Annotated in this window: 25 protein-coding genes; 15 read left to right on the forward strand and 10 right to left on the reverse strand. The window is 62.4% G+C overall.

The window, feature by feature from the left end; genetic code table 11:
- The first annotated feature begins 31 nt into the window (after positions 1-31).
- From H4I97_RS19455 to H4I97_RS19515, 14 genes are all read left to right on the forward strand, one after another.
- Entirely contained in the window at positions 32-529 is a 498-nt protein-coding gene (locus tag H4I97_RS19455; protein ID WP_182308499.1) for a Csu type fimbrial protein, read from the forward strand.
- An 84-nt stretch (positions 530-613) separates the two neighbouring features.
- Positions 614-1330, forward strand: coding sequence for a fimbrial biogenesis chaperone (locus H4I97_RS19460; RefSeq protein WP_182308500.1), 717 nt, complete (start codon positions 614-616; stop codon positions 1328-1330).
- Positions 1302-3734 (forward strand): fimbria/pilus outer membrane usher protein, encoded by a 2433-nt coding sequence (locus H4I97_RS19465; RefSeq protein WP_182308501.1) that lies wholly within the window; start codon positions 1302-1304, stop codon positions 3732-3734. The genes H4I97_RS19460 and H4I97_RS19465 overlap by 29 nt, the downstream gene beginning before the upstream one ends.
- 8 nt (positions 3735-3742) lie before the next feature.
- Positions 3743-4576, forward strand: a complete 834-nt coding sequence (locus H4I97_RS19470; RefSeq protein ID WP_280527697.1) for a Csu type fimbrial protein — start codon at positions 3743-3745, stop codon at positions 4574-4576.
- Entirely contained in the window at positions 4573-4692 is a 120-nt protein-coding gene (locus H4I97_RS24810) for a spore coat protein U domain-containing protein (protein ID WP_280527698.1), read from the forward strand. The genes H4I97_RS19470 and H4I97_RS24810 overlap by 4 nt, the downstream gene beginning before the upstream one ends.
- A gap of 343 nt (positions 4693-5035) precedes the next feature.
- Positions 5036-5488, forward strand: a complete 453-nt coding sequence (locus H4I97_RS19475; protein WP_182308502.1) for a hypothetical protein — start codon at positions 5036-5038, stop codon at positions 5486-5488.
- Between the two features lie 5 nt (positions 5489-5493).
- On the forward strand, positions 5494-6834 hold the full coding sequence (nrtS, locus tag H4I97_RS19480) for a nitrate/nitrite transporter NrtS (protein ID WP_182308503.1): 1341 nt from the start codon (positions 5494-5496) through the stop codon (positions 6832-6834).
- On the forward strand, positions 6834-7430 hold the full coding sequence (locus tag H4I97_RS19485; RefSeq protein ID WP_182308504.1) for an RNA polymerase factor sigma-70: 597 nt from the start codon (positions 6834-6836) through the stop codon (positions 7428-7430). The genes nrtS and H4I97_RS19485 overlap by 1 nt, the downstream gene beginning before the upstream one ends.
- Positions 7424-7630 (forward strand): zf-HC2 domain-containing protein, encoded by a 207-nt coding sequence (locus tag H4I97_RS19490; RefSeq protein ID WP_182308505.1) that lies wholly within the window; start codon positions 7424-7426, stop codon positions 7628-7630. Before H4I97_RS19485 ends, H4I97_RS19490 begins: the two co-directional genes overlap by 7 nt.
- 72 nt (positions 7631-7702) lie before the next feature.
- Entirely contained in the window at positions 7703-9862 is a 2160-nt protein-coding gene (locus H4I97_RS19495) for an FAD-dependent oxidoreductase (protein WP_244658874.1), read from the forward strand.
- Positions 9859-10494: a CDP-alcohol phosphatidyltransferase family protein gene (locus H4I97_RS19500; protein ID WP_182308506.1), complete on the forward strand. Its 636-nt coding sequence runs from the start codon at positions 9859-9861 to the stop codon at positions 10492-10494. Before H4I97_RS19495 ends, H4I97_RS19500 begins: the two co-directional genes overlap by 4 nt.
- A 38-nt stretch (positions 10495-10532) precedes the next feature.
- On the forward strand, positions 10533-11738 hold the full coding sequence (locus tag H4I97_RS19505) for an ABC transporter substrate-binding protein (RefSeq protein ID WP_425306246.1): 1206 nt from the start codon (positions 10533-10535) through the stop codon (positions 11736-11738).
- Complete coding sequence (locus H4I97_RS19510) at positions 11735-13444, forward strand: ABC transporter permease (RefSeq protein WP_182308998.1); 1710 nt, start codon at positions 11735-11737, stop codon at positions 13442-13444. The genes H4I97_RS19505 and H4I97_RS19510 overlap by 4 nt, the downstream gene beginning before the upstream one ends.
- Positions 13441-14079, forward strand: a complete 639-nt coding sequence (locus tag H4I97_RS19515) for an ATP-binding cassette domain-containing protein (RefSeq protein ID WP_182308507.1) — start codon at positions 13441-13443, stop codon at positions 14077-14079. The genes H4I97_RS19510 and H4I97_RS19515 overlap by 4 nt, the downstream gene beginning before the upstream one ends.
- A gap of 1 nt (position 14080) precedes the next feature.
- On the opposite strand, the gene H4I97_RS19520 is transcribed toward H4I97_RS19515, so the two are convergent.
- Positions 14081-14515, reverse strand: coding sequence for a hypothetical protein (locus tag H4I97_RS19520; RefSeq protein ID WP_182308508.1), 435 nt, complete (start codon positions 14513-14515; stop codon positions 14081-14083).
- Positions 14516-14611: 96 nt separating this feature from the next.
- On the reverse strand, positions 14612-15181 hold the full coding sequence (locus H4I97_RS19525; protein WP_182308509.1) for a carboxymuconolactone decarboxylase family protein: 570 nt from the start codon (positions 15179-15181) through the stop codon (positions 14612-14614).
- 159 nt (positions 15182-15340) lie between these two features.
- On the opposite strand from H4I97_RS19525, the gene H4I97_RS19530 reads away from it, so the two are divergent.
- Positions 15341-16246, forward strand: a complete 906-nt coding sequence (locus H4I97_RS19530) for an AraC family transcriptional regulator (RefSeq protein ID WP_182308510.1) — start codon at positions 15341-15343, stop codon at positions 16244-16246.
- Between the two features lie 121 nt (positions 16247-16367).
- Here the strand turns inward: H4I97_RS19530 and H4I97_RS19535 are convergent, their stop codons facing one another.
- The 8 genes from H4I97_RS19535 to H4I97_RS19570 all read right to left on the reverse strand — a co-directional run bounded on the left by H4I97_RS19535 (position 16368) and on the right by H4I97_RS19570 (position 23946).
- Positions 16368-17153: a PhzF family phenazine biosynthesis protein gene (locus H4I97_RS19535; RefSeq protein WP_182308511.1), complete on the reverse strand. Its 786-nt coding sequence runs from the start codon at positions 17151-17153 to the stop codon at positions 16368-16370.
- Positions 17154-17256: 103 nt separating this feature from the next.
- Positions 17257-17898, reverse strand: coding sequence for a nucleoside/nucleotide kinase family protein (locus H4I97_RS19540; protein WP_182308512.1), 642 nt, complete (start codon positions 17896-17898; stop codon positions 17257-17259).
- A 46-nt stretch (positions 17899-17944) separates the two neighbouring features.
- Positions 17945-18793 (reverse strand): sugar phosphate isomerase/epimerase family protein, encoded by an 849-nt coding sequence (locus H4I97_RS19545; protein WP_182308513.1) that lies wholly within the window; start codon positions 18791-18793, stop codon positions 17945-17947.
- 4 nt (positions 18794-18797) lie between these two features.
- Positions 18798-19793, reverse strand: a complete 996-nt coding sequence (locus H4I97_RS19550) for an ABC transporter permease (protein ID WP_182308514.1) — start codon at positions 19791-19793, stop codon at positions 18798-18800.
- A gap of 1 nt (position 19794) precedes the next feature.
- Positions 19795-20787 (reverse strand): ABC transporter permease, encoded by a 993-nt coding sequence (locus H4I97_RS19555; RefSeq protein ID WP_182308515.1) that lies wholly within the window; start codon positions 20785-20787, stop codon positions 19795-19797.
- A complete protein-coding gene (locus tag H4I97_RS19560) occupies positions 20780-22294 on the reverse strand; it encodes a sugar ABC transporter ATP-binding protein (protein ID WP_182308516.1) in 1515 nt (504 codons plus the stop codon). The genes H4I97_RS19555 and H4I97_RS19560 overlap by 8 nt, the downstream gene beginning before the upstream one ends.
- Positions 22295-22303: 9 nt before the next feature.
- Positions 22304-22858, reverse strand: coding sequence for an SIS domain-containing protein (locus tag H4I97_RS19565; protein ID WP_182308517.1), 555 nt, complete (start codon positions 22856-22858; stop codon positions 22304-22306).
- A 95-nt stretch (positions 22859-22953) separates the two neighbouring features.
- Positions 22954-23946 (reverse strand): substrate-binding domain-containing protein, encoded by a 993-nt coding sequence (locus H4I97_RS19570; RefSeq protein WP_182308518.1) that lies wholly within the window; start codon positions 23944-23946, stop codon positions 22954-22956.
- Between the last annotated feature and the right edge of the window lie 55 nt (positions 23947-24001).

Here is a 24001-nt window from a genome sequence, read left to right on the forward strand (position 1 = left end):
TGCATATTACCGAAATCGATTCGGAGGTCAGATGCGTCTCAGCTTCTTGACTGCCTTTGCGCTTCTCGCCGGCGTGCCGCTGCTTGCGGGCCCCGCCCAAGCGCAAACTGCGACCGACATCTTTACTGTGCGAATCCAGATCACCGCCGAATGCCTGATCAACTCCACCACTACGCTCAACTTCGGCGCATCTGGCGTTCTGTCGTCTGCCACGACCGGGACCAGTGAAATCACTGTCCAGTGCACGAACGGGACGACCTACAATGTCGGCCTGAACGAGGGCCTCGGTATCGGGGCGACCGTGGCTTCGCGCAGGATGACCGGGCCTGGATCTGCAACCGTCACATATTCTCTCTACTCGGATGTCGCCCACACCACCGTTTGGGGTCAGACGATCGGAACGGATACCGTCTCCGGCACCGGAACAGGTGCGTCGCAGGTCTACACCGTTTACGGCCAGGTGCCTGCCCAGTCGACGCCGGCGGCGGGTACCTACTCGGACACGATTACGGTGACCGTGACCTACTGAAACCACGCGCGATATCAACGCGTGATGTCGGGACACGGTGCCGAGCCCTCGGACCCATTGCCCTTGATCGTGTTGGGAGGAATTATGCAGCCGATCATCTCGCTCATCGTATGCCTGACAGCTTTCGTTCTCTTCGGTCCGTCGTCGCACGCGGCCTCGTTACGGGTCGCGCCGGTCATCCTCGACATGAAGGTCCCGCAGGCCGCCTCGACCATCCGCATCTGGAACGACGCACCGCGTGCAATCCACGTGCAGGTCCGGGTTTTCCGCTGGGACCAGAGGAACGGGGAGGACGTCTATACGCCGACGAACGACGTCGCCGCGAGCCCGCCGATCATCGCCCTCAATCCGGGAGGCGAGAACCTGATCCGCGTCGTCCGCACATCCAAGAGAGCGATCGGTAAGGAGGAAAGCTACCGTCTTATCGTCGACGAGCTTCCCGAGCCATCGAGACGGCAGGCGGGCGTGGTGAATCTCGTCGTGCGGCACTCCATTCCGGTCTTCTTCACGCCGCCCGACTCCTCTCCAGCCACATCGTGGACAATCGAGCGGGGGCGTGGAGGCTATGTCGTGACGGTTCGCAACGATGGAACTCAGCGCCTGCGGGTCTCCAACCTCGTCCTGAGTAACAAGGGAAGAACGCTCGCCCGCCGCGGGGGGCTCGTCGGTTACGTGCTCGGAAAGTCCTCGGTCGCCTGGTTCGTGCCGGCAAAAGGCGCCCCCTCCGGGGGAACCGTGACGATCAGCGCCGACAGCGAAGGAGGACGCCTGAATGCGCAAGCGCGCATGCGGGGCGGCTAGCATTCTGTTCTCGCTGTCTGTTTCACTCGCTGTCGACCCCAGCGCCTCCCGGGCGCGTGCCCAGCAGCTGCCACCGGCCGGTGCCGGTGTCGACGCGGATACGTCGCTTGCGGCACCCCTCGACCTGCAGCTGGAGGTCTTCATCAACGGGCGGTCGACCAGGCTGATCGCGGCATTCACGCGCGACGGCAATGGAGCACTCGCGATCGCCCCCGACCAGCTTCGCAATGTCGGGATCATCCCGGCAGCTGAAGCCCTCCGTGCTGACGGCCTCGTCGACATCTCGAAACTGCCTGGAGTCGCCCACCGCTATGATGCGACATTGCAGGCCATCTATTTCGATGTCCAGTTCGACAGCATATCCGCACGCGTCATCGACGCCCACAAGCTCACGAGAAGCGACCCGGGGGAGGAGAAGGCGGACAGCAGCTTCGGAGGACTCATCAACTACACAATCTACGGCAATACCGGCGGAGGGGATGCCGGGAAGATCTGGGATTTCCAGGGCCTTTCCGGCTGGTTCGAGGGGCGCGTCTTCAGCCCTTACGGGGTGTTGTCGAGCTCGCAGCTGCTGAGCACCTCGACGGACGATCGCTACGATTCCACGCGCCTGGAAACGAGCTGGTCCTATTCGGACCCCGACACGATGATGACCTATCAGGTCGGCGATCTCATCACCGGCGGACTCGGCTGGACGCGTCCGATCCGCATGGGCGGTGTCCAGGTAAAGCGCAATTTCGGGCTGCGGCCGGACCTCGTGACGATGCCGCTGCCGCAACTCTCGGGATCGGCCGCCGTCCCCTCGACGGTCGACGTCTACATCGACAACGCACGCCGCCTCAGCGAAACCGTTCCGGAAGGGCCCTTCGAAATCATCAATCTGCCGGTCGTCACCGGCGCCGGCATGGCACGTGTCGTGGTACGCGATGCGCTCGGGCGAGAGACGACGTCCGACACGCCGTTCTTTGCGTCCTCCAACCTGCTCGCAACGGGGCTGGCGGACTACTCGCTGGAGTCCGGCTATGCGCGGCGTTTCTACGGAACGGAATCCAATGACTACAGCAGCGATCTCGTGGGGTCGGGCACGTTGCGCTACGGCGTCGACGACTGGCTGACGGTCGAGGCCCACGCAGAGGGTGGCGGAGGGCTCCTGAACGGCGGCGGCGGCGCTGCGTTCGGGCTGGGCTCCTACGGCGTCGCCTCGCTTGCCGGGTCCGCCAGCAGCTATCGGGACAGGGCAGGCTTCCAGCTCGCCGGAAGCGTCGAGATGGAATTCGGAGACTGGCGTCTCTACGCCCGCAGCCAGCACACGTTCGGCGACTACGACGACATCGCCGCGATCACCTTCGATCCGGCGACGCCGGAGGAGAGATTTCGATCCTCGCCGCCCCGCGCACTCGACCAGATCGCTCTCTCCTTTCCCCTGAGCTTCGACCCCTCGACGCTCAATCTGAGCTTCACCAATGTGGAAACCGTCGACGGAGACCGCTCGAAGCTGGTCGGCTTCTCCTACAGCCGGCAGATCAACAATCGCGTCTCGTTCTTCGCGAGCGGCTTCACCGATCTTGCGGATCGCGGTTCCTTCGGCCTGTTCGCCGGCCTGTCGGTGCAACTCGGCAAGGACATCTACGGCACGACGAGTGTCTCCTCGGGTTCGGACGAGACCGCCTTCACAGCCGACATCGCAAAGTCCGCCGGCACCGAGAGCGGCAGTATCGGCTGGCGCCTGCGCAATTCGGAAGGAACGCGGACGCACCGCTCCGCCACCGTCACCTATCGCACGGAGACCGCCCGTCTCGAAGCGGGGGCCAGCCAGCACGGCGAACACATGCAGGCAACAGGGCAGGTCGAAGGAGCCGTCGTCTTCGCAGGTGGCGACGTTTTCCTCTCCAACAGGATCGACGACGCGTTTGCCGTCGTCGATACGGGCGCTCCGGGTGTCGATGTCCTCTACGAGAACAGGCCGGCCGGGCGAAGCAACGGCCGGGGAAAGCTTCTGTTGCCGAATCTGCGCTCCTACGAGCCGAACCGTGTGACGATCGATCCCACCAATCTGCCGGTCGACGCTGTGGTCGCCGAGACGAAAAGCACGACGGTCCCGGCAGACCGCAGCGGGACCGTAATCCGTTTCAACGTCGAGACCCAGGCGGCCGCAGCCCTCGTCACGCTACGCGATGAAGGCGGCTCCTATGTCGAGATCGGCTCCACGGGCCGTGTCGAGGACAGCGGCGAGGAATTCTTCGTCGGCTATGACGGGCAGGCCTTCCTGACGCATCTGAAGGCTCGAAATCGCGTCACGCTCGAACGGCCGCAGGGCGGTCACTGTATCGCCGAATTCGGCTTCCGCCCCAGGGCCGGGGAGCAGGTCACCATTCCCGACGTCGTCTGTCGGGCAACCCAATGAGGTTCGGGATGTCGCTACGTGCTCCGGTTCTCGCATGCCTGCTCTCGACGGCGTCCTTCCCGGCCCTGGCGCAGACCTGCTCGTTCTCCGTCTCCGACGTGAACTTCGGGAGTGTCGATTCCCTGTCGGGAGCGGCCGCCGATTCCAGCGGTACGGTCACAGCAAGCTGCTTCAGCGGCATTCTGACAAACGTCCGGGTCTGCCTGAACATCAATGCCGGATCAGGCGGTTCGACATCCGGCACGCGTCATATGCTGAACACCGCACTCGATCAGCTCGACTACAATCTCTACAGCGACGCCGCCCGAACCACCCCCTGGGGTTCGCGGGAGATGCCGAGCCTCGGCTCGCCCGTCGCGATCGATTTCACTCAGCTCCTCGGTACCGTCGAGCTGACCAGGACCATCTATGGACGCGTGCTGGCGAACCAGCAGACGGCTCCGACCGGCACCTACACCTCCACGTTTTCCGGCGCCGAAGTCAGCTTCAACTACGCCACCTATCTCATCATCGGCAGTCCGCCCGATTGCTCGACCGTGACCGGCAACACGACAAGGCCGAGCTTTACGGCGCAGGCGATGGTCAACCCGAACTGTCTGGTCAGCGCTGAGGACATTGACTTCGGAAGCCAGGGTGTCCTCGACACGGCAGTGGACGCCAGCGGCAATGTCGCGGCAACCTGTACCACCGGCACCGCCTACACGATTTCGCTCGACAACGGCCTGACCGGCACCGGACCGACGGCACGCCGGATGACACTTTCCGGCGCATACGTCACTTATGGCCTCTACAAGGATGCGGCGCGGTCGCAGCCCTGGGGCAGTTCGGGGGTGATCTCGTGACGGGTACGGGGACCGGTCTTACGGAAAACGTCAGCGTCTACGGCCGAGTGCCCGCCCAGAGCACGCCGGCACCTGGTACCTATACGGATACCATCGTCGTCACCGTAACCTATTGATCACCGACATAGCGGCCGGTCGCCCTCGTCTCCAGGGTGCTCGCTTGTCGAGCCAGTATTCAGAATGGCCGCAAGCCAGCAAAGGTCATGGGAGAGCCGAGCCATTTTACGATCTGTCGCTGCGTCGCGATCCCGGACTATCTCCGCAGCGTGAGACAGGCGGCAAGACTGTGAACCGTGCCTATGCGAGGGGCATCGAACAGCCGAATGCGCCACCGACCCCCTTCACACCGCGGCAAGCAAGAAGCTCCGCCACATGTTTTCCTGATCGGCGTGTAAGAAACGCCGACCTCTCACGACAAACCTGTCAGATGCAACGACCATCTTGGGAGAGAATTAGGTCATGAGCAGACAGGTATTGCTGGCGAGGCCCCACCCCTTCATTGTCAGCGAAATGAAGCCCTGGCTGGAACAGGGCGGGTATTCGGTCCAGCGGCCCGACAACGTTAGTGATCTTGCCAGCCATGCGCGCGCCAGTGTCGGGGCAGTCATTTCGCTCGCCGTTTCATCATCGATCACCGCTGGCGCAGCGGACGTTCTCAAGATTGTCAGGCAGGCAAATCCGTCCCTGCCGATCCTGTTTGCAGCGCTCCGGCCCTATGCGCAGATCAGGCCGGAGATAGAACGCCTGCTTCAGGGCCTCGGCATCGCGGGAACCGTTGCCGGCACGGATCAGGGCGCTGGTTCGCCCTTCCTTGGTGGCGGCAGGACATTCCTCTACGTGTCGAAAGATGATCTCTCCGACGCCGCACGAAGCAGCAAGGCGCGGACGCTCCTTGTAAAGCATTTTGTCTGACCGCCATGCGTTTGGTTCTTGTCGGCGGCGGCCACGCCCATCTGATCGTGCTAGAGGCCCTGGCGGAGCGGCGCGACGCCACGCTCGACGTTACGCTGGTGACGCCGTCTCGGTGGCAATACTATTCGGGCATGCTTCCCGGCTGGATCATGGGTCGCTACGGCGAAGACGATTGCCGTGTGGACCTCCATCCTCTGGCATCCCGGGCCGGTGCAAACCTGGTTCTCGGCCGTGTCGTCGCCATGAATGCCGACCGCAACCTTCTGTGTCTGCAGGATGGCCGGCATCTCGAATACGATCTGCTGTCGCTCGATACCGGCAGTGAAACCAATGTCGAATGGCTGGCGAGCCTGTCGGAACGCCTGCTGACCGTCAAGCCGGTCGAGCAGTTCTTTGCCCTGTGGCAGGAGGTCGTCAATCCGCTCACGGCGCGCCCGTGTCCGAGCATCGTCGTCGTTGGAGGCGGAGCGGCCGGGGCCGAATTGTCGATCGCCGTGAAGTCAGCTCTGTCGGCGGCCGATGGGAAATGCTCGGTCACCTTGGTCGCGGGCAATTCCGGATTGCTTTCCGGCCACAATCCCGTGGTCCGGCGACGCATGCAGTCGGCGCTCGATGCCGCCGGGATCCGGGTCCTGCGCGAGCGCGCCGCAGGGGTCGAGGACGGCGTCCTCCTACCGGGCGGAGAACTCGTCAAGGCGGATTTGGTGATCGCCGCGACCGGAGCTCGTCCCTCGGCGTTTCTGGCCCAGTCGCGGCTTGCTCTCAGCGACGACGGCTTTGTCGCCGTCGACAGCTTCCACAGAAGCCTGTCGCATCCGAATGTCTTTGCGGCAGGAGACGTGTCGACCCGTCTGGACGGCGCCACGACCAGGTCCGGTGTGCATGCAGTGCGGGCGGGACCGATATTGGCGCACAACCTGATCGCCGCGACCAGGAGCCTCCCGCTTAGACCCTACAGGCCCAGAAGACGGTCGCTCTATCTTATTGTCTCAGGACCGGACAAGGCGATCGTCTCCTGGGGAGACCTGGGGGCTGCCGGGCGATGGGCGCGGCTCTGGAAAGACCGTATCGACCGCAATTTCATCAAGCGTTTTCACCGAGGTGAACGAGACAGGGTCTCGAGGATGCAGGAATTCTTTGCCGTGGCCCTGCAGCGTTCCATCGTGGCGAGTGCGCTCCGGATCTCCCTTTTTGTCGGCACGGTCCTCAATCTCATCAACCAGGGAGGAGCCGTATTGTCCGGAGATGCCCCATCCTGGCCGCACATAGTCTTGAACTACGCCGTGCCGTATTGTGTAGCAACGTACAGCGCAGTGCTTATCGAGATGAAGCGCATGGGGGAATAATGAATTTGGCTGCCGTTACTCTCAACGACCCTGCGTTTCTCACGGATCTTCGGGCCCAGATGCTGAAGTTCGCGACCCTGCAGCTTTCGGATCCGATCGCCGCGGAAGATGCCGTTCAGGAGGCACTCACCGGCGCTCTGCGCAATGCCACGTCCTTCGGCGGTCGCTCCGCCCTACGAACCTGGGTTTTCGCGATCCTGAAGAACAAGATCGTCGACATGATCCGGCAACGTCAACGACGCGCCGAAATCCAGCCGATCCTGGACGCCGAATCCGACGACGAAGAGACAACGGAACTCTTTGATCGCCGAGGCGTGTGGCGACCGGAGAACCGGCCGACGGATTGGGGAAACCCGGAAGACGACCTGCTCGGCAAGGAATTCTGGCGCGTATTCGACGCCTGCCTCAATCACCTGCCCGCGCAACAGGGGCGGGTCTTCATGATGCGCGAATTCCTCGACATGGCGACGACGGAAATATGCGCCGAAGCCGACATCACGATCTCGAACCTCAACGTCCTGCTTCACAGGGCGAGGCTCCGCCTGCGCGGCTGCCTCGAAAACCACTGGTTCGCAAAGGAAGCCGCTGAATGCTGAACTGTCGGAAGGCAACCGGGCTCGCCTCGCAGGCGATGGACCGAAAACTGACGATGATGGAGCGTCTCAAGCTGAAGGCACACATTGCGATGTGCTCCGGCTGTCGCAATTTCACGTCTCAGGTTCGCGACCTGCGGCAAATGTCCCGCCTTTATTGCTCCGGAGCGCGGCAGGACGAAAGCCCGAAAAAGCCAGACTGAGTTCGGCCGGCTGTAAGATTTGGCAAAGTTTCACGACGAAAGGGCATGAAAGCTCTTTCTCCGGGGTGGAACTTGAAACGCGCAATTGCTCTCGCTCTCATCGGAATGGTCACGGTCATCTTCTACATATACGGCAGCGAGCGAATTCCCTCCTTGCCCGAGCTGAAGGCGAATCTGGCCTTCCTCACCGCGGCCGTCGAAGACAGGCCGCCGACCTCGGCCCTTCTGTACTTCGGTACTTATGTCGCCATTGCGGCGTTTTCGATCCCCGCCGGCGCGTTGATGACCTTGGCCGGCGGTGCGCTTTTCGGCTTCTGGGGCGGTCTGCTGATCGTCTCTTTTGCCTCGAGTCTCGGCGCACTCCTCGCCTTTCTTGTGTCGAGGCTCCTTCTCCACGACGCCGTGCAGCGACGATACGGTTCCCGTCTTGCACGGTTCAACGATGGCCTCGAAAAGGACGGCGCATTCTACCTGTTCACGCTGCGCCTCATTCCGGTGTTCCCCTTCTTCGTCATGAACCTGGTCATGGGCCTCACCCCGGTTCGTGCCCGGACCTTCTACTGGGTCAGCCAACTGGGCATGCTGCCGGCGACCGCCGTGTATGTGAACGCGGGGACGCAACTGGCGCAACTCGACGATGCTGGTGATGTCCTGTCGCCGCGCATCCTCGCCTCGTTCGCCCTGATCGGCATCTTTCCCTGGATCGCCAGGCGGACGCTCGCCTTCTGGAAGCAGCGCAAGGTCTATCGCCGGTGGCGTAGACCGGTGAGCTTCGATCGCAATCTGGTCGTCATCGGCGCCGGCGCCGCGGGCCTCGTCAGCGCCTATATCGCCGCGGCCGTCAAGGCCAAGGTCACGCTCGTCGAAGCCCACAAGATGGGCGGCGACTGCCTGAACTACGGCTGCGTGCCGAGCAAAGCCCTGATCAGGAGCGCCAAGCTCGCCCATCAGATGCGCAACGCCGATCGATATGGTCTGCTCGCCGCCGAACCGGCCTTTTCCTTCCGGCGCGTCATGCAGCGAATTCACGATGTCATCGCGGAAGTCGCACCCCACGACAGCGTCGAGCGGTATGAAGGGCTCGGCGTCGAGGTGCTGCAAGGTCACGCGCGTATCAAGGATCCGTGGACCGTCGAAATCACGCTACCGGACGGAAATATCCGGGCGCTCACGACACGCGCCATCATCATCGCAACCGGCGCCAGTCCGTTCGTCCCGCCGCTCCCGGGAATCGACGACGTCAGCTACCTGACCTCCGATACCTTGTGGAAACGATTTTCCGGTCTGGACGCCCCGCCCAAACGCCTGGTGGTCCTGGGCGGAGGCCCGATCGGCTGCGAGCTCGCCCAGAGCTTCGCCCGGCTCGGGTCCAGCGTGACACAAATCGAAATGGCGCCGAGATTGCTCGTCCGCGAGGACAGCGACGTATCGGACTATGCACGCGAGGCGCTGCAGGCCGACGGCGTTCATGTTCTCACGGGGCACAAGGCGCTTTCCTGCGAAGTCCATGGCGGCGAAAAGGCAATCATCGTCGAGAAGGATGGCGTGCGGCAGCGGATCGCATTCGATGAACTGATCTGCGCGGTCGGCAGATCGCCGCGCCTGAAAGGCTTCGGCCTGGAGGAACTGGGAATACCGGTCGGGCGCACCGTCGAGACAAATGCCTATCTCGAAACGATCTACCCCAACATCCTGGCCGCCGGCGATGTCGCAGGACCCTATCAGTTCACGCATACCGCAGGACACCAGGCCTGGTTTGCCGCGGTCAACGCGCTGTTTGGGACGTTCAGGAAATTCAAGGCCGACTACCGGGTCATTCCATGGACGACCTTCATCGATCCGGAAGTGGCGCGCGTTGGTCTGAACGAGCAGGAAGCCCGCGAACAGGGCATTCCTTTCGAGGTGACACGTTACGGTATCGATGACCTCGATCGGGCGATCGCCGATGGAACGGCGCGCGGCTTCGTCAAGGTGCTGACGGTTCCCGGCAAGGACACTGTGCTCGGGGTGACCATCGTCGGCGAACATGCCGGCGATCTTCTCGCCGAGTTCGTGCTGGCGATGAAGCACGGGCTCGGCCTCAACAAGATCCTGTCCACGATCCATACCTACCCGACGCTGGCCGAGGCCAACAAACATGTCGCAGGCGAATGGCGACGAGCGCATGTCTCACCCAGGGTGCAGTCGTTTCTGGAAGGCTTCCACCGGTACATGCGTGGAGAGCGGGCATGATTGATCGCCACATCCTGCCTTTGCAAAAGCGAATCCTGCAGCCCGTCGCGAACCAGTTGGTGAGCTATGGGGTTCGAGCGGATCTCATAACTCTGACGGGCTTCGCGATCGGCTTATCGGCAGTTCCACTCCTCGCTCTCGATTTGTACCCTTGGGCACTTCTCGCCATCCTGCTCAATCGACTGTTCGATGGCCTTGACGGAGCGGTTGCCCGGGCGGCCGGGCCGACCGACCGGGGCGCGTTCATCGACATTGCCTTCGACTTCTTCTTCTATGCCGCGGTGCCAATAGGCTTCGCGATCGCCGATCCGGCCGCGAATGCCCTGCCCGCGGCAATCCTGGTTACCTCGTTCATGGGAACGGCGTCGAGCTTCCTCGCATTTGCCGTCATCGCCGCGAAGCGTGGATTGACGGCCGCGGACTACCCGCAAAAGGGGATCTATTATCTGGGCGGTCTTGCAGAGGGGGCGGAGACGATTGCCGTGTTCGTCGCGATGTGCCTCTGGCCAGATCATTTTCCGCTCATCGCGTTTTCCTACGCCGCGATCTGCCTGACGACCGCGGTGACCCGCTGGCGTCAGGGATGGGTCGCCTTCGCGCAAAAAGACATCGATGCGAATGTAAGAACTTAGCCGCTCCGGCGACCAACGCGCATAGGCCTATCTTTTCCATGGGAGACTGCATGAAAAACGTTCTTCTGGTGACCGCAGCGCTGTTGATCTCGGCAGGAAGCGCCCTCGCCGACAGCGGCTGGGACGATACACTCGCCAAGGCGCGCGGACAAACCGTCTATTGGAACGCGTGGGCTGGCGACGAACGAACCAACGCCTTCATCTCCTGGGCGGGCGAACAGGTCAAGGCGCGCTATGGCGTGACCGTTCAACAGGTCAAGCTGACTGATACGGCGGAAGCCGTAACCCGCGTTATTGCGGAGAAGGCTGCAGGCAAGGCGCAAGGCGGTTCCGTCGACCTGATCTGGATAAACGGTCCCAACTTTCTGTCGATGAAAGAGAAAGAGCTTCTGCACGGCCCCTTCGTGGCGGGGCTGCCCAATGCGCGGTTCCTCGACCTAAGCACAAGCTCCGCGGCATCGGTGGATTTCACGGTGCCGGTGGAGGGTTACGAATCCCCTTGGCGGCTCGCCAAGTTCGTCTTCAATTATGATTCCGCGCGGGTCCAGGCGCCCCCGAAGTCGATGAAGGCGCTGCTCGAATGGGCAAAGGCGAATCCGGGACGTTTTACCCACCCGGATGTCAGCAACTTCATGGGTGCCACATTTCTCAAACAGGCCCTGATCGAACTCACACCTGACCGCAGCGTTTTGCAGAACCCCGTGACCGATGCCAGCTTCGACACGGTATCCGCGCCGCTCTGGGCGTGGTATGACGCGTTGCGTCCGAACCTCTGGCAGGGCGGAAAGACCTTTCCCGCCAATGGTTCCGCCCAACAACAATTGCTGAACGATGGAGAGATCGACATGTCGATGTCCTTCGATCCGGCCAGCGCCGCTGCGGCAATCGCCGAGGGTCAACTGCCCGACACGATCCGGACCTATTCGCTCGAGGGCGGCACCATCGGCAATATCGGTTTCGTCGCAATCCCCTTCAATGCCGCACACAAGGAAGGAGCCGAGGTCGTCGCGAACTTCCTGCTCGAGCCCGAAACCCAGGCCCATGCGCAGGATATTTCCGTCCTCGGCAGCTTCTCTGTTCTGGATCAGAACAGGCTCGACGAACAACAGAAGGCGCTCTTTGCCTCTCTGCCGAAATCCCCTGCCCTGCCCGGCAACGCAGAACTCGGAGAAACCTTGCTCGAGCCCCATGCCTCCTGGATGACCCGGCTTTCGGAGGAATGGACAAAGCGCTACACGAAATGAGCGGTCGCACCGGCATCTGGTTGCAGTTCTGTGGAGTCGCCATTCTTTGTGGCGGCTTCGTCGCTCCCATTGCCCTTGGTTTCTGGGAGACGCTGCTCCCGGCATTCGGGATCCTTCCGGCCATCGGCGCCGACACGTTTAGCCTGAATGCCTGGACTGCACTTGCCGCCTTGCCAGGCGTGTGGACCAGCCTTCGCCTGACGGTGTTCACCGGACTTCTGTCGACACTGCTGTCGCTCGGACTTGCCGTGGCCTTTTGCGCCTCCGTCCATGGACGCGTCGGCGCGCGGCGAGCCGAGCGCATGCTCTCCCCCCTGCTGGCGGTTCCCCATGCGGCGATGGCGATCGGGGCCGCATTCCTGATCGCGCCGTCGGGCTGGCTGGCACGGCTCTTCAGTCCCTGGGCGACGACGTGGGGAGCACCTCCCGCCATTACGACGGTTCACGATGCGGCGGGCCTGTCGCTGGTCTTCGGCCTCGTGGTCAAGGAGGTGCCGTTCCTGCTCCTCGTGATCATTGCCGCACTCAACCAGATCTCCGCCCGACAGCAACTGGCCGCGGGACGCGCGCTCGGCTACGGCCACGGCGTCATCTGGATCAAGATCATCTTCCCCCAAGTCTACCGCCAGATCCGGCTGCCGGTTTACGCCGTGCTTGCCTTTGCCCTCTCCGTCGTCGACATGGCGATCATCTTGGGGCCGTCAAATCCGCCGGTTCTCTCCGTCGCGGCCATGCGGTGGTTCATGTCGGCGGATGTCGATTTGCTGTTGCCGGCGGCCGCGGCCTCGATCCTTCAGATCGCCGTCGTCGTGGCGGGAATATCGGGCTGGTGGCTCGGCGAAAAGCTGGTCGCCGCCGCGGGTCGGGCGGTGATCCGGCGCGGCGGTCGTGGCCTCGAAAGCGAGCCGCTGATCCGGTTCGCAACCGTCTGCGTCCTGGCGCTTCTGGCGGCCGGCTTTGCGGCCATCCTCTCGCTGATCGTGTGGTCTTTCACCTGGCGGTGGTCCTTTCCGGACGCCTTGCCCTCATCCTTCACGACGTCCATCTGGGTGCGATCAGCCAGCGGCTGGCTCCACGCACTCGCCAACACCGCAGGCCTCGGGTTCGGTTCGACCCTGCTTTCGCTCCTCCTGGCAATCCTCTGGCTCGAAGGCGAGGACCGGAGTGGACGCAGGCTTCTGCCTGGTGCGCCGGTCATACTCTATCTGCCTCTTCTTCTGCCGCAGATCGGCTTCCTCTACGGGCTCCAAGTCACTTTCCTGCGCGCAGGGATAGATGGCTCCCCGACCACGGTTCTCTGGGGCCACACGCTTTTTGTCTTTCCCTACGTGATGCTGGCGCTCAGCGATCCATGGCGAGCACTGGACCGCCGCTATGTACGAACAGCGGCAGCGCTCGGCGCGTCGCCGCTCAGAACCTTGTTCCGCCTGAAGCTCCCACTTCTCCTGCGTCCACTGCTGGCCGCCACAGCCATCGGCTTTGCCGTGAGCGCCGCCCAATATCTGCCGACGCTTTTTCTGGGAGCCGGGCGCATTGCCACGCTCACAACCGAGGCGGTAACGCTCTCGTCCGGCGGGGATCGCAGGATCATAGGTGTCTATGCAGCCCTTCAGGCCCTGGTCCCCTTGCTCGTCTACGGCGTCGCCTTCGCTCTTCCCGGAATGGTCTACGCCGACCGCCGCGAACTCAACGGAGTGACAGTATGAACCAGCTCGTACTCGAAGAGATTTCGATAGCCGCACCCGGCGCGACGTCATCGTTGATCTCGGACCTCAGCCTGACCGTCGCTCCCGGTGAGATCGTCACCATCATGGGCAAGAGCGGCATCGGCAAATCAACGCTGCTCTCCTTCATCGGCGGACATCTGGACCGAGGTTTCAGCGCGAGCGGCACGGTGCGCATCGGGGGAAGAGATATCACCGACACGCCGGCAGAGAAGCGCAAGATCGGCATTCTGTTTCAGGACGATCTCTTGTTTCCGCATCTCTCGGTTGGCGACAACCTTGCCTTTGGCCTTTCTGCGGACGTAGGGGGACGTAAGGAACGCAGGAGATGCGTCGAGTGCGCCCTCGAAAGCGCCGGCCTTGATGGTTTCGCAGACCGGGATCCGGCGACGCTGTCCGGAGGACAGCGTGCGCGTGTGGCGTTGATGCGCACCTTGCTGGCCCGGCCCGATGCCCTGCTTCTCGATGAACCTTTTTCGAAGTTGGACAATGGCCTCAGGGATGACGTTCGTGCGTTCGTCTTTGCACATGGAAAAGAGCAGAGGCTTCCGGTTCTGATGGTCACCCATGACGAGGCCGACGCGGCGTCTGCCGGTGGAAGACGGCTCCTGTTGTAGCCTATCGGACAGTGTCGCGTCCGGCCTTGTGTAACCCCAGGATCTCCCGGCGTCCCGCCAGCCAGCGCCAACTCTCGAGCGCATCGAACAGGAGGGAGATCCCGTTCACCACGACGACCGACACAGCAAGAATGTACTCGCTGCTTCCCGGCGCGATGGCGTGATCGGCCAGCAGCTTGCCGATGAGATGGATGAGCAGAGGAATCCAGATGACGTGCGGAACCGACAGCAACCGCGTCAGCCCGCCCTGAATATAGACCATGGGCATGTTGAACACGCCCACAGCCGCGAATGCCACCGCTGTCCAGCGGCCGCTGTCCGTGTCAAGAAGCGCCAGCGACGACATATTCGTCAGGGCCAGAACGACAAGCCACAGCCTGACCCAGAGCGGCAGGCCCGTAAGGGAGGCCCAGATCCTTCTCCATTTCGACGTCATGATCGGATATCCGTATTGAGAGCCCAGAGGAAATAAGCCGTGTTGGCGGGCAGCGGGGCGGCAAAAGGCCGCCCGCGCCATGTTCTCGAACCGCCGTCAGGCATCCCAGCGGTAGCCGGAGAAAACCGCATCCAATTCGGTATGGAAGAGATGGTTGGCGTAGTTGCTGATGGTCTTCACCGCAATCGCAAGAATGATTTCCAGGACGTGGCGTTCGCTGAAGCCGGCAGCAAGAAAGGCCTGAAGCTCCCCGGGCGACGGATTCCCGCGGCCCTTCACCATCAGTCGCGTGAACACCGAAAGCGCCTGCAACCGGGCATCGGGCAGGATGTTTCCGGCGCGCAGCGCGCTGAGTACCGCCGCCGGTACGTTGGACATCTTCTCGCCGACCATGCTGTGCGCGGCCATACAATACTGGCAGCGATTTTCATGGCTGATGGTCAGGAGCACGACCTCCTGCTCGGCGGGAGCGAGATGACTCTCCGCCCGAAAATGCTTGTAACCGACCATGTAGGTGTCCAGCAGGCCGGACGAGTTGGCCATGTTGGCATACATGTTCGGCACAAAGCCGAGGGACTTCCGGGTCCCGTCGAGCAGGACCTTCACAGTGGGTTCGGCGGCATCGGCGTCCACGCCTTCAAGTGTCAATCGTGCTATCTCGGCCATCGTCCAGTCTCCATTGTCAACACAGGTTTTATTTGCGAAACCTCGGAAGAGCGCTGTGGCAAACGCACCCCGTGATCGCCCGGAGACTGTAGCGATGGCGAGCACAGGACCCCATGTGAGGGATTCCGGAATTCATGTCCGCCTGTCCGGGAGATGACGTTGGACGCACTGACAGCCTTGGCCAATGGCCTCAACATGCGCGCAAAGCTTGCCTATGCCGGCGGCGTGTGCGGACAATGGACGATGGACCACAATTCGGACCGGTCGATCTGGTTTCACCTCGTCGGCAAAGGGAACGGATGGGTCCACTCCCCCGCACTCGACGGCCCGCTGGAACTGGTCGAGGGCGACGTGATGGTATTCCTGCCCCATGCCGCGCAGCACTACCTGTCCTACAGTCCCGACCATGTGCCGCTGGGCGATACGACCGGCAATCTGAGCACTTGGGCGGCAGGCGAGACGGGCTTCATCTGCGGCGAGATCGAGCTCACTGCGCCGCAGTCGCCGCTGTGGCATGCCCTGCCCGCCGAAATCGTCATCCGGAAGAAGGATGCCGGCGACAGCCTTTCAAGCCTGATCGAACTGGTTATCGCCGAGTCCGAGCATGCCCGTTTCGGCGGCGAGGCGGTGATCGAGCGCCTCTGTGACGGCTTCTTCATTCTGTTGGTCCGACATTGCATCGAGGCAGACCTGGTGCGCGACGGCGTGTTCGCGGCGATGAAGGATCGCCGGATCGCCACGGTTCTGGAACTCATTCACCGCGAGCCGTGGCATCGGTGGTCCATTGCCGAACTGTGCGGGCGCGCCGGCATTTCCAAGACCGTTCTCGCCGAGAGATTCGCCTCCCGGATCGGCATGTCACCCATCGAATACCTTACGGACTGGCGAATGCAGATCGCCGCCCGTTGGTTGAAGGAAACCGCCGTGACACTCGATCAGGTGGCGGAGCGCTGCGGATACGACACCGCCTCCTCGTTCAGCAAGGCGTTCAAGCGAGCGTTCGGCGTCTCTCCGGCGACGTATCGGCGCAGAAGTGATCCGATCGCCCCTGCAGCGGCGCCATAATGTCATACGGTTTGCTCTGATGTCCGCCACACCTCGGCCCGAGTCAGCAGGGCCCATTTCCGCATTGCTCCAGAGAACTTCGCGAACGTTAGGGGTCAGGTGCGGTCATCGAGATGTGGCATCAGACCTCTGCTTGCCCTTTGTGATAGAAGACGCAGCCGCCCGCGAGCTCGACCCTCTCGCCGAGAAGGCGGCAGCCGATTTCGCCGCCGCGCCTGGACGCCTGAAAGGCCCGAAAGTCCGTCTTGCCCAGACGCTCTGCCCAGTAGGGCGTCAGCGCGCAATGCGCCCCGCCGGTAACCGGATCTTCGGGAATCCCCTTGGCGGGCGCGAAGTAGCGGCTGACAAAGTCGTAGCCGTCATCGCCCGGGGCTGTAACAATCACGCCCGTACGGTCGAGCCGGTTGATGGCTGCCATATCGGGGGCGAGACGCCGCACCTGCCCGGCAGTCTCGAGTAGCACGAGGTAATTGAAGTGGTCCGTCACGGCCTCGACCGGCCGCGCTCCGAGCGCTTCGGTCAGTCCCGGAGGCGGCTCTACAGGCTCGGTCGGACGGGCCGGAAAATTCATCACGTAGACGTCGGACCGGCGATCGACGGTCAGTGCCCCACTGGTTGAATGAAAGACGACGCGCCGCCTTTGGGGCGACAAGCGCTCCATTACGACAGCGGCGCTCGCGAGGGTGGCGTGCCCGCACAACGGCACCTCCACGGTCGGCGTAAACCAGCGCAGACGGTAATCGTCGCCGTACGGCACGAGAAAGGCGGTCTCCGCGAGATTGTTTTCGGCAGCGATCGCCTGCAGCGCCGCGTCCTCGAGGAAGTCGTCGAGCAGCATGACAGCCGCCGGATTCCCCGCAAACCGGCGGTTGGTGAACGCATCGACCTGAAACATGGGAACGCGCATGAATGTCTCCCGACTGAGATCGGCAGTTCAAGTCAGGACTGATCTCCGGGTCAACGGGAACATTGTATCGGGTACAATTTCGGAGGCAGCGCGGCTGCCGGCCCTAGATCGAACCATCGTTGTCGATCCGGTACTCGGCGGCAGCGCTTTCCTGTACCACAAAGCGGCCGTTGGGCAGGTCTACTTCCTCGATCTTGCGTTCAATCTCCGACGGCGGGAGATCATAGAACGCCCATCTCCTCGCCAGCCGTTGCCGAAGAATGGTCTCAGGTGTGAGCACCATGACGGTGAGATCGAAGAAGGGCCTCAACGCGGACCACGGCGGTTGGCGGAGCAGCAGGTAATTGCCTTCGACCACAACGATGTCGACCGCCGCCGGAATGAGGCGCCCGCCCGCCTGCGCTGTCTCGATGTCGCGGTCAAAGACGGGGACGGCGATCGCGTCATCGGCGTTCTCCCGCAGGCGCCGAAGCATGTGGCACAGCCCGCCGACATCAAAGGTGTCCGGCGCTCCCTTCCGGGCGTGGCGACCAAGCTGCTTCAGCAGCGCATCGTCATAGTGATAGCCGTCCATCGGCAGGATAGCGGCACGCCCCGGCTGGCTCTGCTCCAGCCTTTCTACCAGCTCCTCCGACAGTCTGGATTTGCCGGATGCCGGCGCCCCCGCCACCGCGACGAGGAGGCGCCTGCCGCGTGGACGCGAGGCGAGAAGATCGGCCAATTCCGGCAAAGTTATCGTCTGCATGGATGCCCCGTAAGAAATGCCGCCGCGCGAGCCGGCAGCTAAACGTTCAGATCAGCTTGTACTGTCTGGCCTTGTTGCGCAGGAAGGGCAGCCCGTTCCCCATCACCTCCGCCTCGTCCCTGGCGACGGGCCGCCACACCGAAAGGCCGAATGCCAATTCCTGCGGCATGTTGATGAAACTCTCCATGGCCAGGCCACCCTTGAAGCCGATGGCCGCAAGCGTCGCGAAGATCTCGTCCCAGTCGCAGGTACCGCAACCGGGCGTGCCTCGGTCGCTCTCCGAAAGATGGATGTATCTCAGGTGGTCTCGCGCATCGAGAATCCCGTTGGCCGCGCCCTTTTCCTCGATGTTCATGTGGTAGGTGTCGAGGTGGATGAAGACATTTTCCGCACCAACCCGCTCGATCATCTCGACCGCCTGCCAGCCCGTGTTGATGAGATGGGTTTCGTAACGATTGACCGGCTCGATACCGAGGTCGATGCCGAGCGACTTCGCGCGCCTGGCAGCGGCACCGAGAACACGAGCCACATTGTCGAGTTCGGCCTTCGTCGGCGGGACGCCCGTCCGTTCTCCGATGCCGCCATAGGTCACGCCGGTCAGCGCCAGCGCCCCAATTTCAGCCGTTTTCTCGATCGCAGTCTCCAGATGGGCAATGGCAGCCTCGGGCCGCTGCGAGGCCCAGGCCGGTTTGGGCAGACCGAGGGAGCATACGGCCCGAAGACCATGCTTTTCCAGCAGCGCACGTGTATGACCGGCATCGACCGAAGGGGCGTCGAGAAGCGCAATCTCGATGAAGTCCATCTTGTAGTCGACCGCCGCGGCAATCGCCTTTTCAGCGCCAGCGCGATCCCAGTTCATGGTCCACATGCTGGTGTGCACACCAAATCCTTGCATGATCCTAGCCTTTCCCATTGCTGAAGAGTTTTGTTTTCCCGGCGAGCCAGCGCAGGACCATCACCGCGATCAGGAAGATGCCCCAGACCGCAGTCGACAGATGCTGGTTGGCGCCGAGCAGATTGAGACCGGACGACAGGACCTGGAGTATGACGAGGGCCAGCACGACCGGGACCACGCGACCGAAGCCTCCGAAGGGATCGACCCCGCCCAGGAAGCACGCAAGAACGGTGACGAGAAGCAGCGCTTCCCCGTGGCCGACCCGGACCGAATTGAACCGGGCCAGCATCAGGATGCCGGCGACGGCGCACATGAGCCCCGACAGGGTATAGATCAGCGTCAATGTTCGCTTGGTGTGGACCCCGGAATAGGCGGTCGCCCTGACGTTCGATCCTGTCATGTAGACCGAGAAGCCGTGACGGGAACGACCGAGCAGTATGTGCCAGACAAGAGCCGCCAGGGCGAATATCAGGAGCGGAACTGGTACACCGAGGACAAATCCGTGTCCGATGGGGTGCAGATAGGCGGGAAAGTTGGAAATATCACCGCCCTTGGTCAGGAATTCGCCAAGCCCCCGCAGAAAGATCATCATGGCCAGGGACACGAGGATGGGGTGGGCACCGATATAGGCGATGACCAGGCCCATGAAGCATCCGGCAGCCGCACCGACGATGAGCGCTGCACCGCTCCCGAGGATGAAGGCCCACATCGGCGCATCCGGGCCGCCGTGGATCTGCAGCACATAGGCCAGTGTCAAGCCGCAGATATTGGCCGTGTAGATAATCGCCAGATTGAAGCCGCCAGAAATGATCGGCATCAGCATCGCCAGGGTCAGCAAGCCCAGTTCCGGCAGCTGAAACGCTATGGATCCGAAATTTGCCATCGTCAGGAATTGCGGCGAAGCCACTCCGAAGATGACAATGACGGCGAACAGGAAGACGAAGAGCCCTGCAATCTCGGCGCCGAGATGTTTGTTCAGCCATGCAACGAGCGTGTTCATGCTAGTCCTTGCGGTGTCTGCTTGCGGCAAGGCCGGCAAGATTGAGATTTGAGGTCGAAATGGCGATCAGAATGATCGCGCCGACCACCATCTTGAAGGCGAAGGGCGAGATACCCAGCAGGTTCAGTCCGTTCTGGGTGACGGCGACCAGCAAGACACCGAGGACGCAACCGAGCACCGATCCCCGTCCACCTCCAAGGCGCGCACCGCCCAGCACCACCGCCGCCAGGACATCCAGCTCGCGGCCTATCAGTGCGTTCGGCACGACTTCCTGGACGATGTGCGCCTGCATCAACCCGCCGATCCCCGCCATCAATCCGCACCAGCCAAAGGCAATGAACTGCATGAGGCCGAGATTGATGCCGAGCCGGCGCGCGCCTTCCGGGTTGTCGCCGAACGCATAGAGCTGACGTCCCGTGGTGGTGTGGCGGATCAGAACCCAGGTCGCCGCAAGCGCTGCCACCATCACGGCAACCGGAAGGGTGATCTCGGCCCAGGTTCCATCCGCCACCTGCCGTTCGAAGAGAACGACCCGTCCCGTCCACCAGTCGGGCAAGTTGTAGAGGTACTTTCCGCTCGTGAAGAACATCAACAATCCGAAGAAGGCGTTGAACGTCGATATGGTCACGACGATGGAGATGATGCGGAAGTAATGAATGAGGATGGCGTTTATGAAGCCAAGCCCGATCCCGAGACCTCCGGCGACCAGGAACCCGATAAGCCAGTTGCCGCCGCCGATCGCGGAAAAGACGTAGACCGCCAGATACTGGACGATCGACGCGGCGACCGCGAACGAGATGTCGATCCCGCCCGCGATCAGCACCACGAGCAACCCCGCAGCCCAGATGAGATTGACTGCATTATTGTTCAAGAGTGCCGTGAGGTTCGGCAGCGTGAAGAAACTTCCCGATGCGAAAGACAGGCCGACGCAGAGCGAGATCAGTACGATCGACAGCCGCATTTCCGTCGGGTGATTGCGGATGAACCTAGCCATAGACAGCCTCTTCCATCGCACGGAGATCAATCCTGTTCGGATCGAATTCGTTGACGATGCCACCACCAGCCATGTGCAGGACTCGGTCGGCGTTCAGATAGACCTCCGGCACCTCGTCGGAGATCAACAGGATAGCCAGGCCTTGTTCGGCCAGTCGCCGGACAATCGCGAAAATTCCCGCCCGCGCGCCGACATCCACCCCGACCGTCGGCGCATCGAGGATGAGAACCTTCGGTTCGGTCGCCAGCCATTTGGCGAGCACGACCCGCTGCTGGTTGCCGCCGGACAATGTCGAAACGGGATCCGTCGGCTGCCCGATCTTGATCGCCAGGTCCGCCAGCCATTTCGACACCAGTTGCTGTTTCCTGCGCCGCGAGATCAGCCCATCCGGGCCTGAAATCCGCGGCAGGACCGCCAGTGCGATGTTGTCGGCGATCGACTGCTGCTGCACGAGCCCCAGAGACAGGCGATCTTCCGATACGTAGGCGATACCTGCAGCGACGGCATCCCGGTTGGACCTGAGATCAAGGATCTTGCCATCAAGGCGGATCACGCCGCTGTCAGGCCTCGTCATGCCGAACAAGCTGTGCCCGAGTTCTGTGCGTCCAGCTCCGATGAGCCCGGTCAGGCCGACGATCTCACCTGCACGGATCTTGAGACTGATGTCGTCAAATTCCCCACGACGGCTGAGGTGCTCAACCTCCAGAACGTCGCGTTCACCCGCCTTGTCCCGCGCGGTTACCTTGGTCTCGAACATCTTGCCGGTCATCAATTCGGTCAGACGTGACTGGCTCATCCCTTCCGTCGGATAGACGCCGACCAGACGTCCGTCGCGCAGGACCGTCACGCGGCTCGAAATCGCAAGAACCTCTGCGAGACGATGGCTGACGAAGACGATGGCCACGCCACGCGCCGACAAGGTACGGACGATTTCGAGCAGCCGGTTTGTTTCCGATTGAGTGAGCGATGCCGTCGGCTCGTCCATGAAGATGAGCCGGGCGTCTCCCACCAGCGCACGGGCAATTGCCACGACCTGCCGGCCGGCAATCGGCAGCGTGTTCAGTCGGGCGTCCAGATCCAGTTCCACTCCCAGCTGTGCGAGGGCCGCAGCCGCCCTTTCCTTCAGGGCGCGGTGGTTAACCAGGCGTGGGCGCGAACCGAGAACCGTCTCGAATGCGATATTTTCGGCAACGCTCATTTCCGGGAACAGCGCCAAATCCTGCCAGATCACGGCAATGCCGCGGTTGCGGGCGATACCCGGCGAGACGGTCGTTTCCACGTCCCCGAAATACTCCATCCGGGCCCCGGGTTCGGGCGTGTAGGCGCCTGCGATGATCTTGATCAGAGTGCTCTTTCCGCAGCCGTTTTCTCCGGCGAGGCAATGCACCTCGCCCTGATCGACCTCGAAGGAGACATCGTCCAGGGCCTGTACACCCCCGAATTTCTTCGAGACGTGCTCGAGGCGGATCGCCGCAGGCGTTGAAGTGGTTGTTGCAACCGGGTTCATCGGCGCCAGCTATTCGAGATTGGTGTGGTTGGAGCGCATCGCTTCGGGGGTGATGCCGAGCTTGTCGATCAACTTGAGGACCATCACTTCGAACAGGACGAAGAGAGCGCCTTCGTAAAGCGAGCCCATCGGCAAAACAGAGGTCTTCTTCTCCCCCTGGTCATCGGCCATCGTCTGGGCCGGCAGATGCAGGACGAAATCCGCGTATTTGGCGGCACGACCCTGAGGCTGGGCCGTCAGCACGAGAATGCTCGCACCCGCCGCCTTCGCCACGCCGAGAAGCGCAAGCGCTGTCGAAATTTCGCCGGGGCCGACACTCACGATGAAGAGATCGCCCTTGCCGACCGGCGGTGTGGTCATGTCTCCTTCGACTGCGACGGCCAGCCCCATGTGAAAGAGGCGCATTGCGAAGCCCATGATCTGGAGTTTCTCGCGTCCTCCTGCGAAGACCACGATCTTTCGGGCAGCGGCAATCATCCCGACCGCCTTGTCGACCTCGGCATCATCCAGACGATTGAACGTATTCTCAAGTTCGGACAAGGCCGCCTTGTACAAGGTGCTCATGGTAAAACCCTGATTGTGATTTGGACACGGCCAGACGGAAAGGTCTGGCGAAGTAAGGAGGGGCAGTTTCGCCACCCCTCCTTGCGCGATTGCGGTCAGAGTCCGAGGTCTGCCAGGCCCTGAACCGTCTCTGCATTGATCGGGATCAGGTTGTCGGTGATGATGTCACGACCTTCGACGTCCGGCTTCACCACACCCAGGCCCTCGATCTCGGTGCCGTCCTTGATCTCCGTGCCGTCCACGAGCATCTTGCCCATACTCACGAAGACCCTGCCGGCCTCGGCGGGGTTCCACATGAAGCCGCCGGTGATCGCTCCCTCTTTCACGAGCTTCAGGCCCTGGCCGGGCGAGAACGGCCCGAGGACATGCACCTTGCCGATCAGCCGGCGCTCCTCGAAGGCACGCCCCGCGCCGATCGGACCCTGGCTGCCGAAGGCCAGGATACCAGTCATGTTGGGATGCGCCGCCAGAAGGTCGAGCGTCGTCTTGCGGCTGTCGTCGACGCTTTCGGCGACCCCGTAGCGCTCGCCGACAAGCGTCATTTCCGGATATTTTTCCTTGAGGTAGGCGATCGCGGCGTCGGCCCAGGCGTTGTGCAACGGCACGGTGAGCGACCCGACATAGACCGCGTATTCGCCCTTGCCGCCCATCTTCTGCGCCAGCAACTCGGCATGGGTCTCGCCGAAGCCCTTGACCGAAGCCAGCTCGAAATCCCAGTCGACATTCTTGAGGCCGGGTCCTTCATGGGCAACAACCTTGATCCCTGCCGCACGCGCCTTCTCGAGCACGGGCTCGAGCGCCGCCTCGTCGTTGGGAACAACGCCGATGACATCCACACCCTTGGCAATCAGGTCTTCGATCGCGCGAACCTGAAGCGCCGGATCGGCGCTGGTCGGTCCGACCATCGTAGCATCCACACCGAGCTTCTCGCCCCGTTCCTTGATGCCCATTTCCATCGCGTTGAACCACGGAATGCCGCCGATCTTCACGACGATCCCCATGGTTGGCTTGTCCTGCGCATGCGCGCCGGCTGCCAGTAATGCGGCGAATGCAACGCCCGCCAGAGCTGCGGTTACTGCCTTGATCATGTCACTCCTCCCAGAGCGCCGCCCAGTTGGGCGGACTTGTTTGAACAATCGATTG

Source organism: Ciceribacter thiooxidans (genome assembly GCF_014126615.1).
GTDB classification, from domain to species: Bacteria; Pseudomonadota; Alphaproteobacteria; order Rhizobiales; family Rhizobiaceae; genus Allorhizobium; species Allorhizobium thiooxidans.

Excerpts from the sequence above, each read along its gene's own strand:
- nrtS (WP_182308503.1), top strand. The coding sequence starts at position 5,494 with ATGCGTTTGGTTCTTGTCGGCGGCGGCCACGCCCATCTGATCGTGCTA.
- H4I97_RS19455 (WP_182308499.1), top strand. The coding sequence starts at position 32 with ATGCGTCTCAGCTTCTTGACTGCCTTTGCGCTTCTCGCCGGCGTGCCG.
- H4I97_RS19505 (WP_425306246.1), top strand. The coding sequence starts at position 10,533 with ATGGGAGACTGCATGAAAAACGTTCTTCTGGTGACCGCAGCGCTGTTG.
- H4I97_RS19515 (WP_182308507.1), top strand. The coding sequence starts at position 13,441 with ATGAACCAGCTCGTACTCGAAGAGATTTCGATAGCCGCACCCGGCGCG.
- H4I97_RS19550 (WP_182308514.1), bottom strand. The coding sequence starts at position 19,793 with ATGAACACGCTCGTTGCATGGCTGAACAAACATCTCGGCGCCGAGATT.
- H4I97_RS19475 (WP_182308502.1), top strand. The coding sequence starts at position 5,036 with ATGAGCAGACAGGTATTGCTGGCGAGGCCCCACCCCTTCATTGTCAGC.
- H4I97_RS19485 (WP_182308504.1), top strand. The coding sequence starts at position 6,834 with ATGAATTTGGCTGCCGTTACTCTCAACGACCCTGCGTTTCTCACGGAT.
- H4I97_RS19465 (WP_182308501.1), top strand. The coding sequence starts at position 1,302 with ATGCGCAAGCGCGCATGCGGGGCGGCTAGCATTCTGTTCTCGCTGTCT.
- H4I97_RS19510 (WP_182308998.1), top strand. The coding sequence starts at position 11,735 with ATGAGCGGTCGCACCGGCATCTGGTTGCAGTTCTGTGGAGTCGCCATT.
- H4I97_RS19525 (WP_182308509.1), bottom strand. The coding sequence starts at position 15,181 with ATGGCCGAGATAGCACGATTGACACTTGAAGGCGTGGACGCCGATGCC.
- H4I97_RS19540 (WP_182308512.1), bottom strand. The coding sequence starts at position 17,898 with ATGCAGACGATAACTTTGCCGGAATTGGCCGATCTTCTCGCCTCGCGT.
- H4I97_RS19555 (WP_182308515.1), bottom strand. The coding sequence starts at position 20,787 with ATGGCTAGGTTCATCCGCAATCACCCGACGGAAATGCGGCTGTCGATC.
- H4I97_RS19560 (WP_182308516.1), bottom strand. The coding sequence starts at position 22,294 with ATGAACCCGGTTGCAACAACCACTTCAACGCCTGCGGCGATCCGCCTC.
- H4I97_RS19460 (WP_182308500.1), top strand. The coding sequence starts at position 614 with ATGCAGCCGATCATCTCGCTCATCGTATGCCTGACAGCTTTCGTTCTC.
- H4I97_RS19470 (WP_280527697.1), top strand. The coding sequence starts at position 3,743 with ATGTCGCTACGTGCTCCGGTTCTCGCATGCCTGCTCTCGACGGCGTCC.
- H4I97_RS19490 (WP_182308505.1), top strand. The coding sequence starts at position 7,424 with ATGCTGAACTGTCGGAAGGCAACCGGGCTCGCCTCGCAGGCGATGGAC.
- H4I97_RS19565 (WP_182308517.1), bottom strand. The coding sequence starts at position 22,858 with ATGAGCACCTTGTACAAGGCGGCCTTGTCCGAACTTGAGAATACGTTC.
- H4I97_RS19570 (WP_182308518.1), bottom strand. The coding sequence starts at position 23,946 with ATGATCAAGGCAGTAACCGCAGCTCTGGCGGGCGTTGCATTCGCCGCA.
- H4I97_RS19520 (WP_182308508.1), bottom strand. The coding sequence starts at position 14,515 with ATGACGTCGAAATGGAGAAGGATCTGGGCCTCCCTTACGGGCCTGCCG.
- H4I97_RS19500 (WP_182308506.1), top strand. The coding sequence starts at position 9,859 with ATGATTGATCGCCACATCCTGCCTTTGCAAAAGCGAATCCTGCAGCCC.
- H4I97_RS19545 (WP_182308513.1), bottom strand. The coding sequence starts at position 18,793 with ATGCAAGGATTTGGTGTGCACACCAGCATGTGGACCATGAACTGGGAT.
- H4I97_RS19535 (WP_182308511.1), bottom strand. The coding sequence starts at position 17,153 with ATGCGCGTTCCCATGTTTCAGGTCGATGCGTTCACCAACCGCCGGTTT.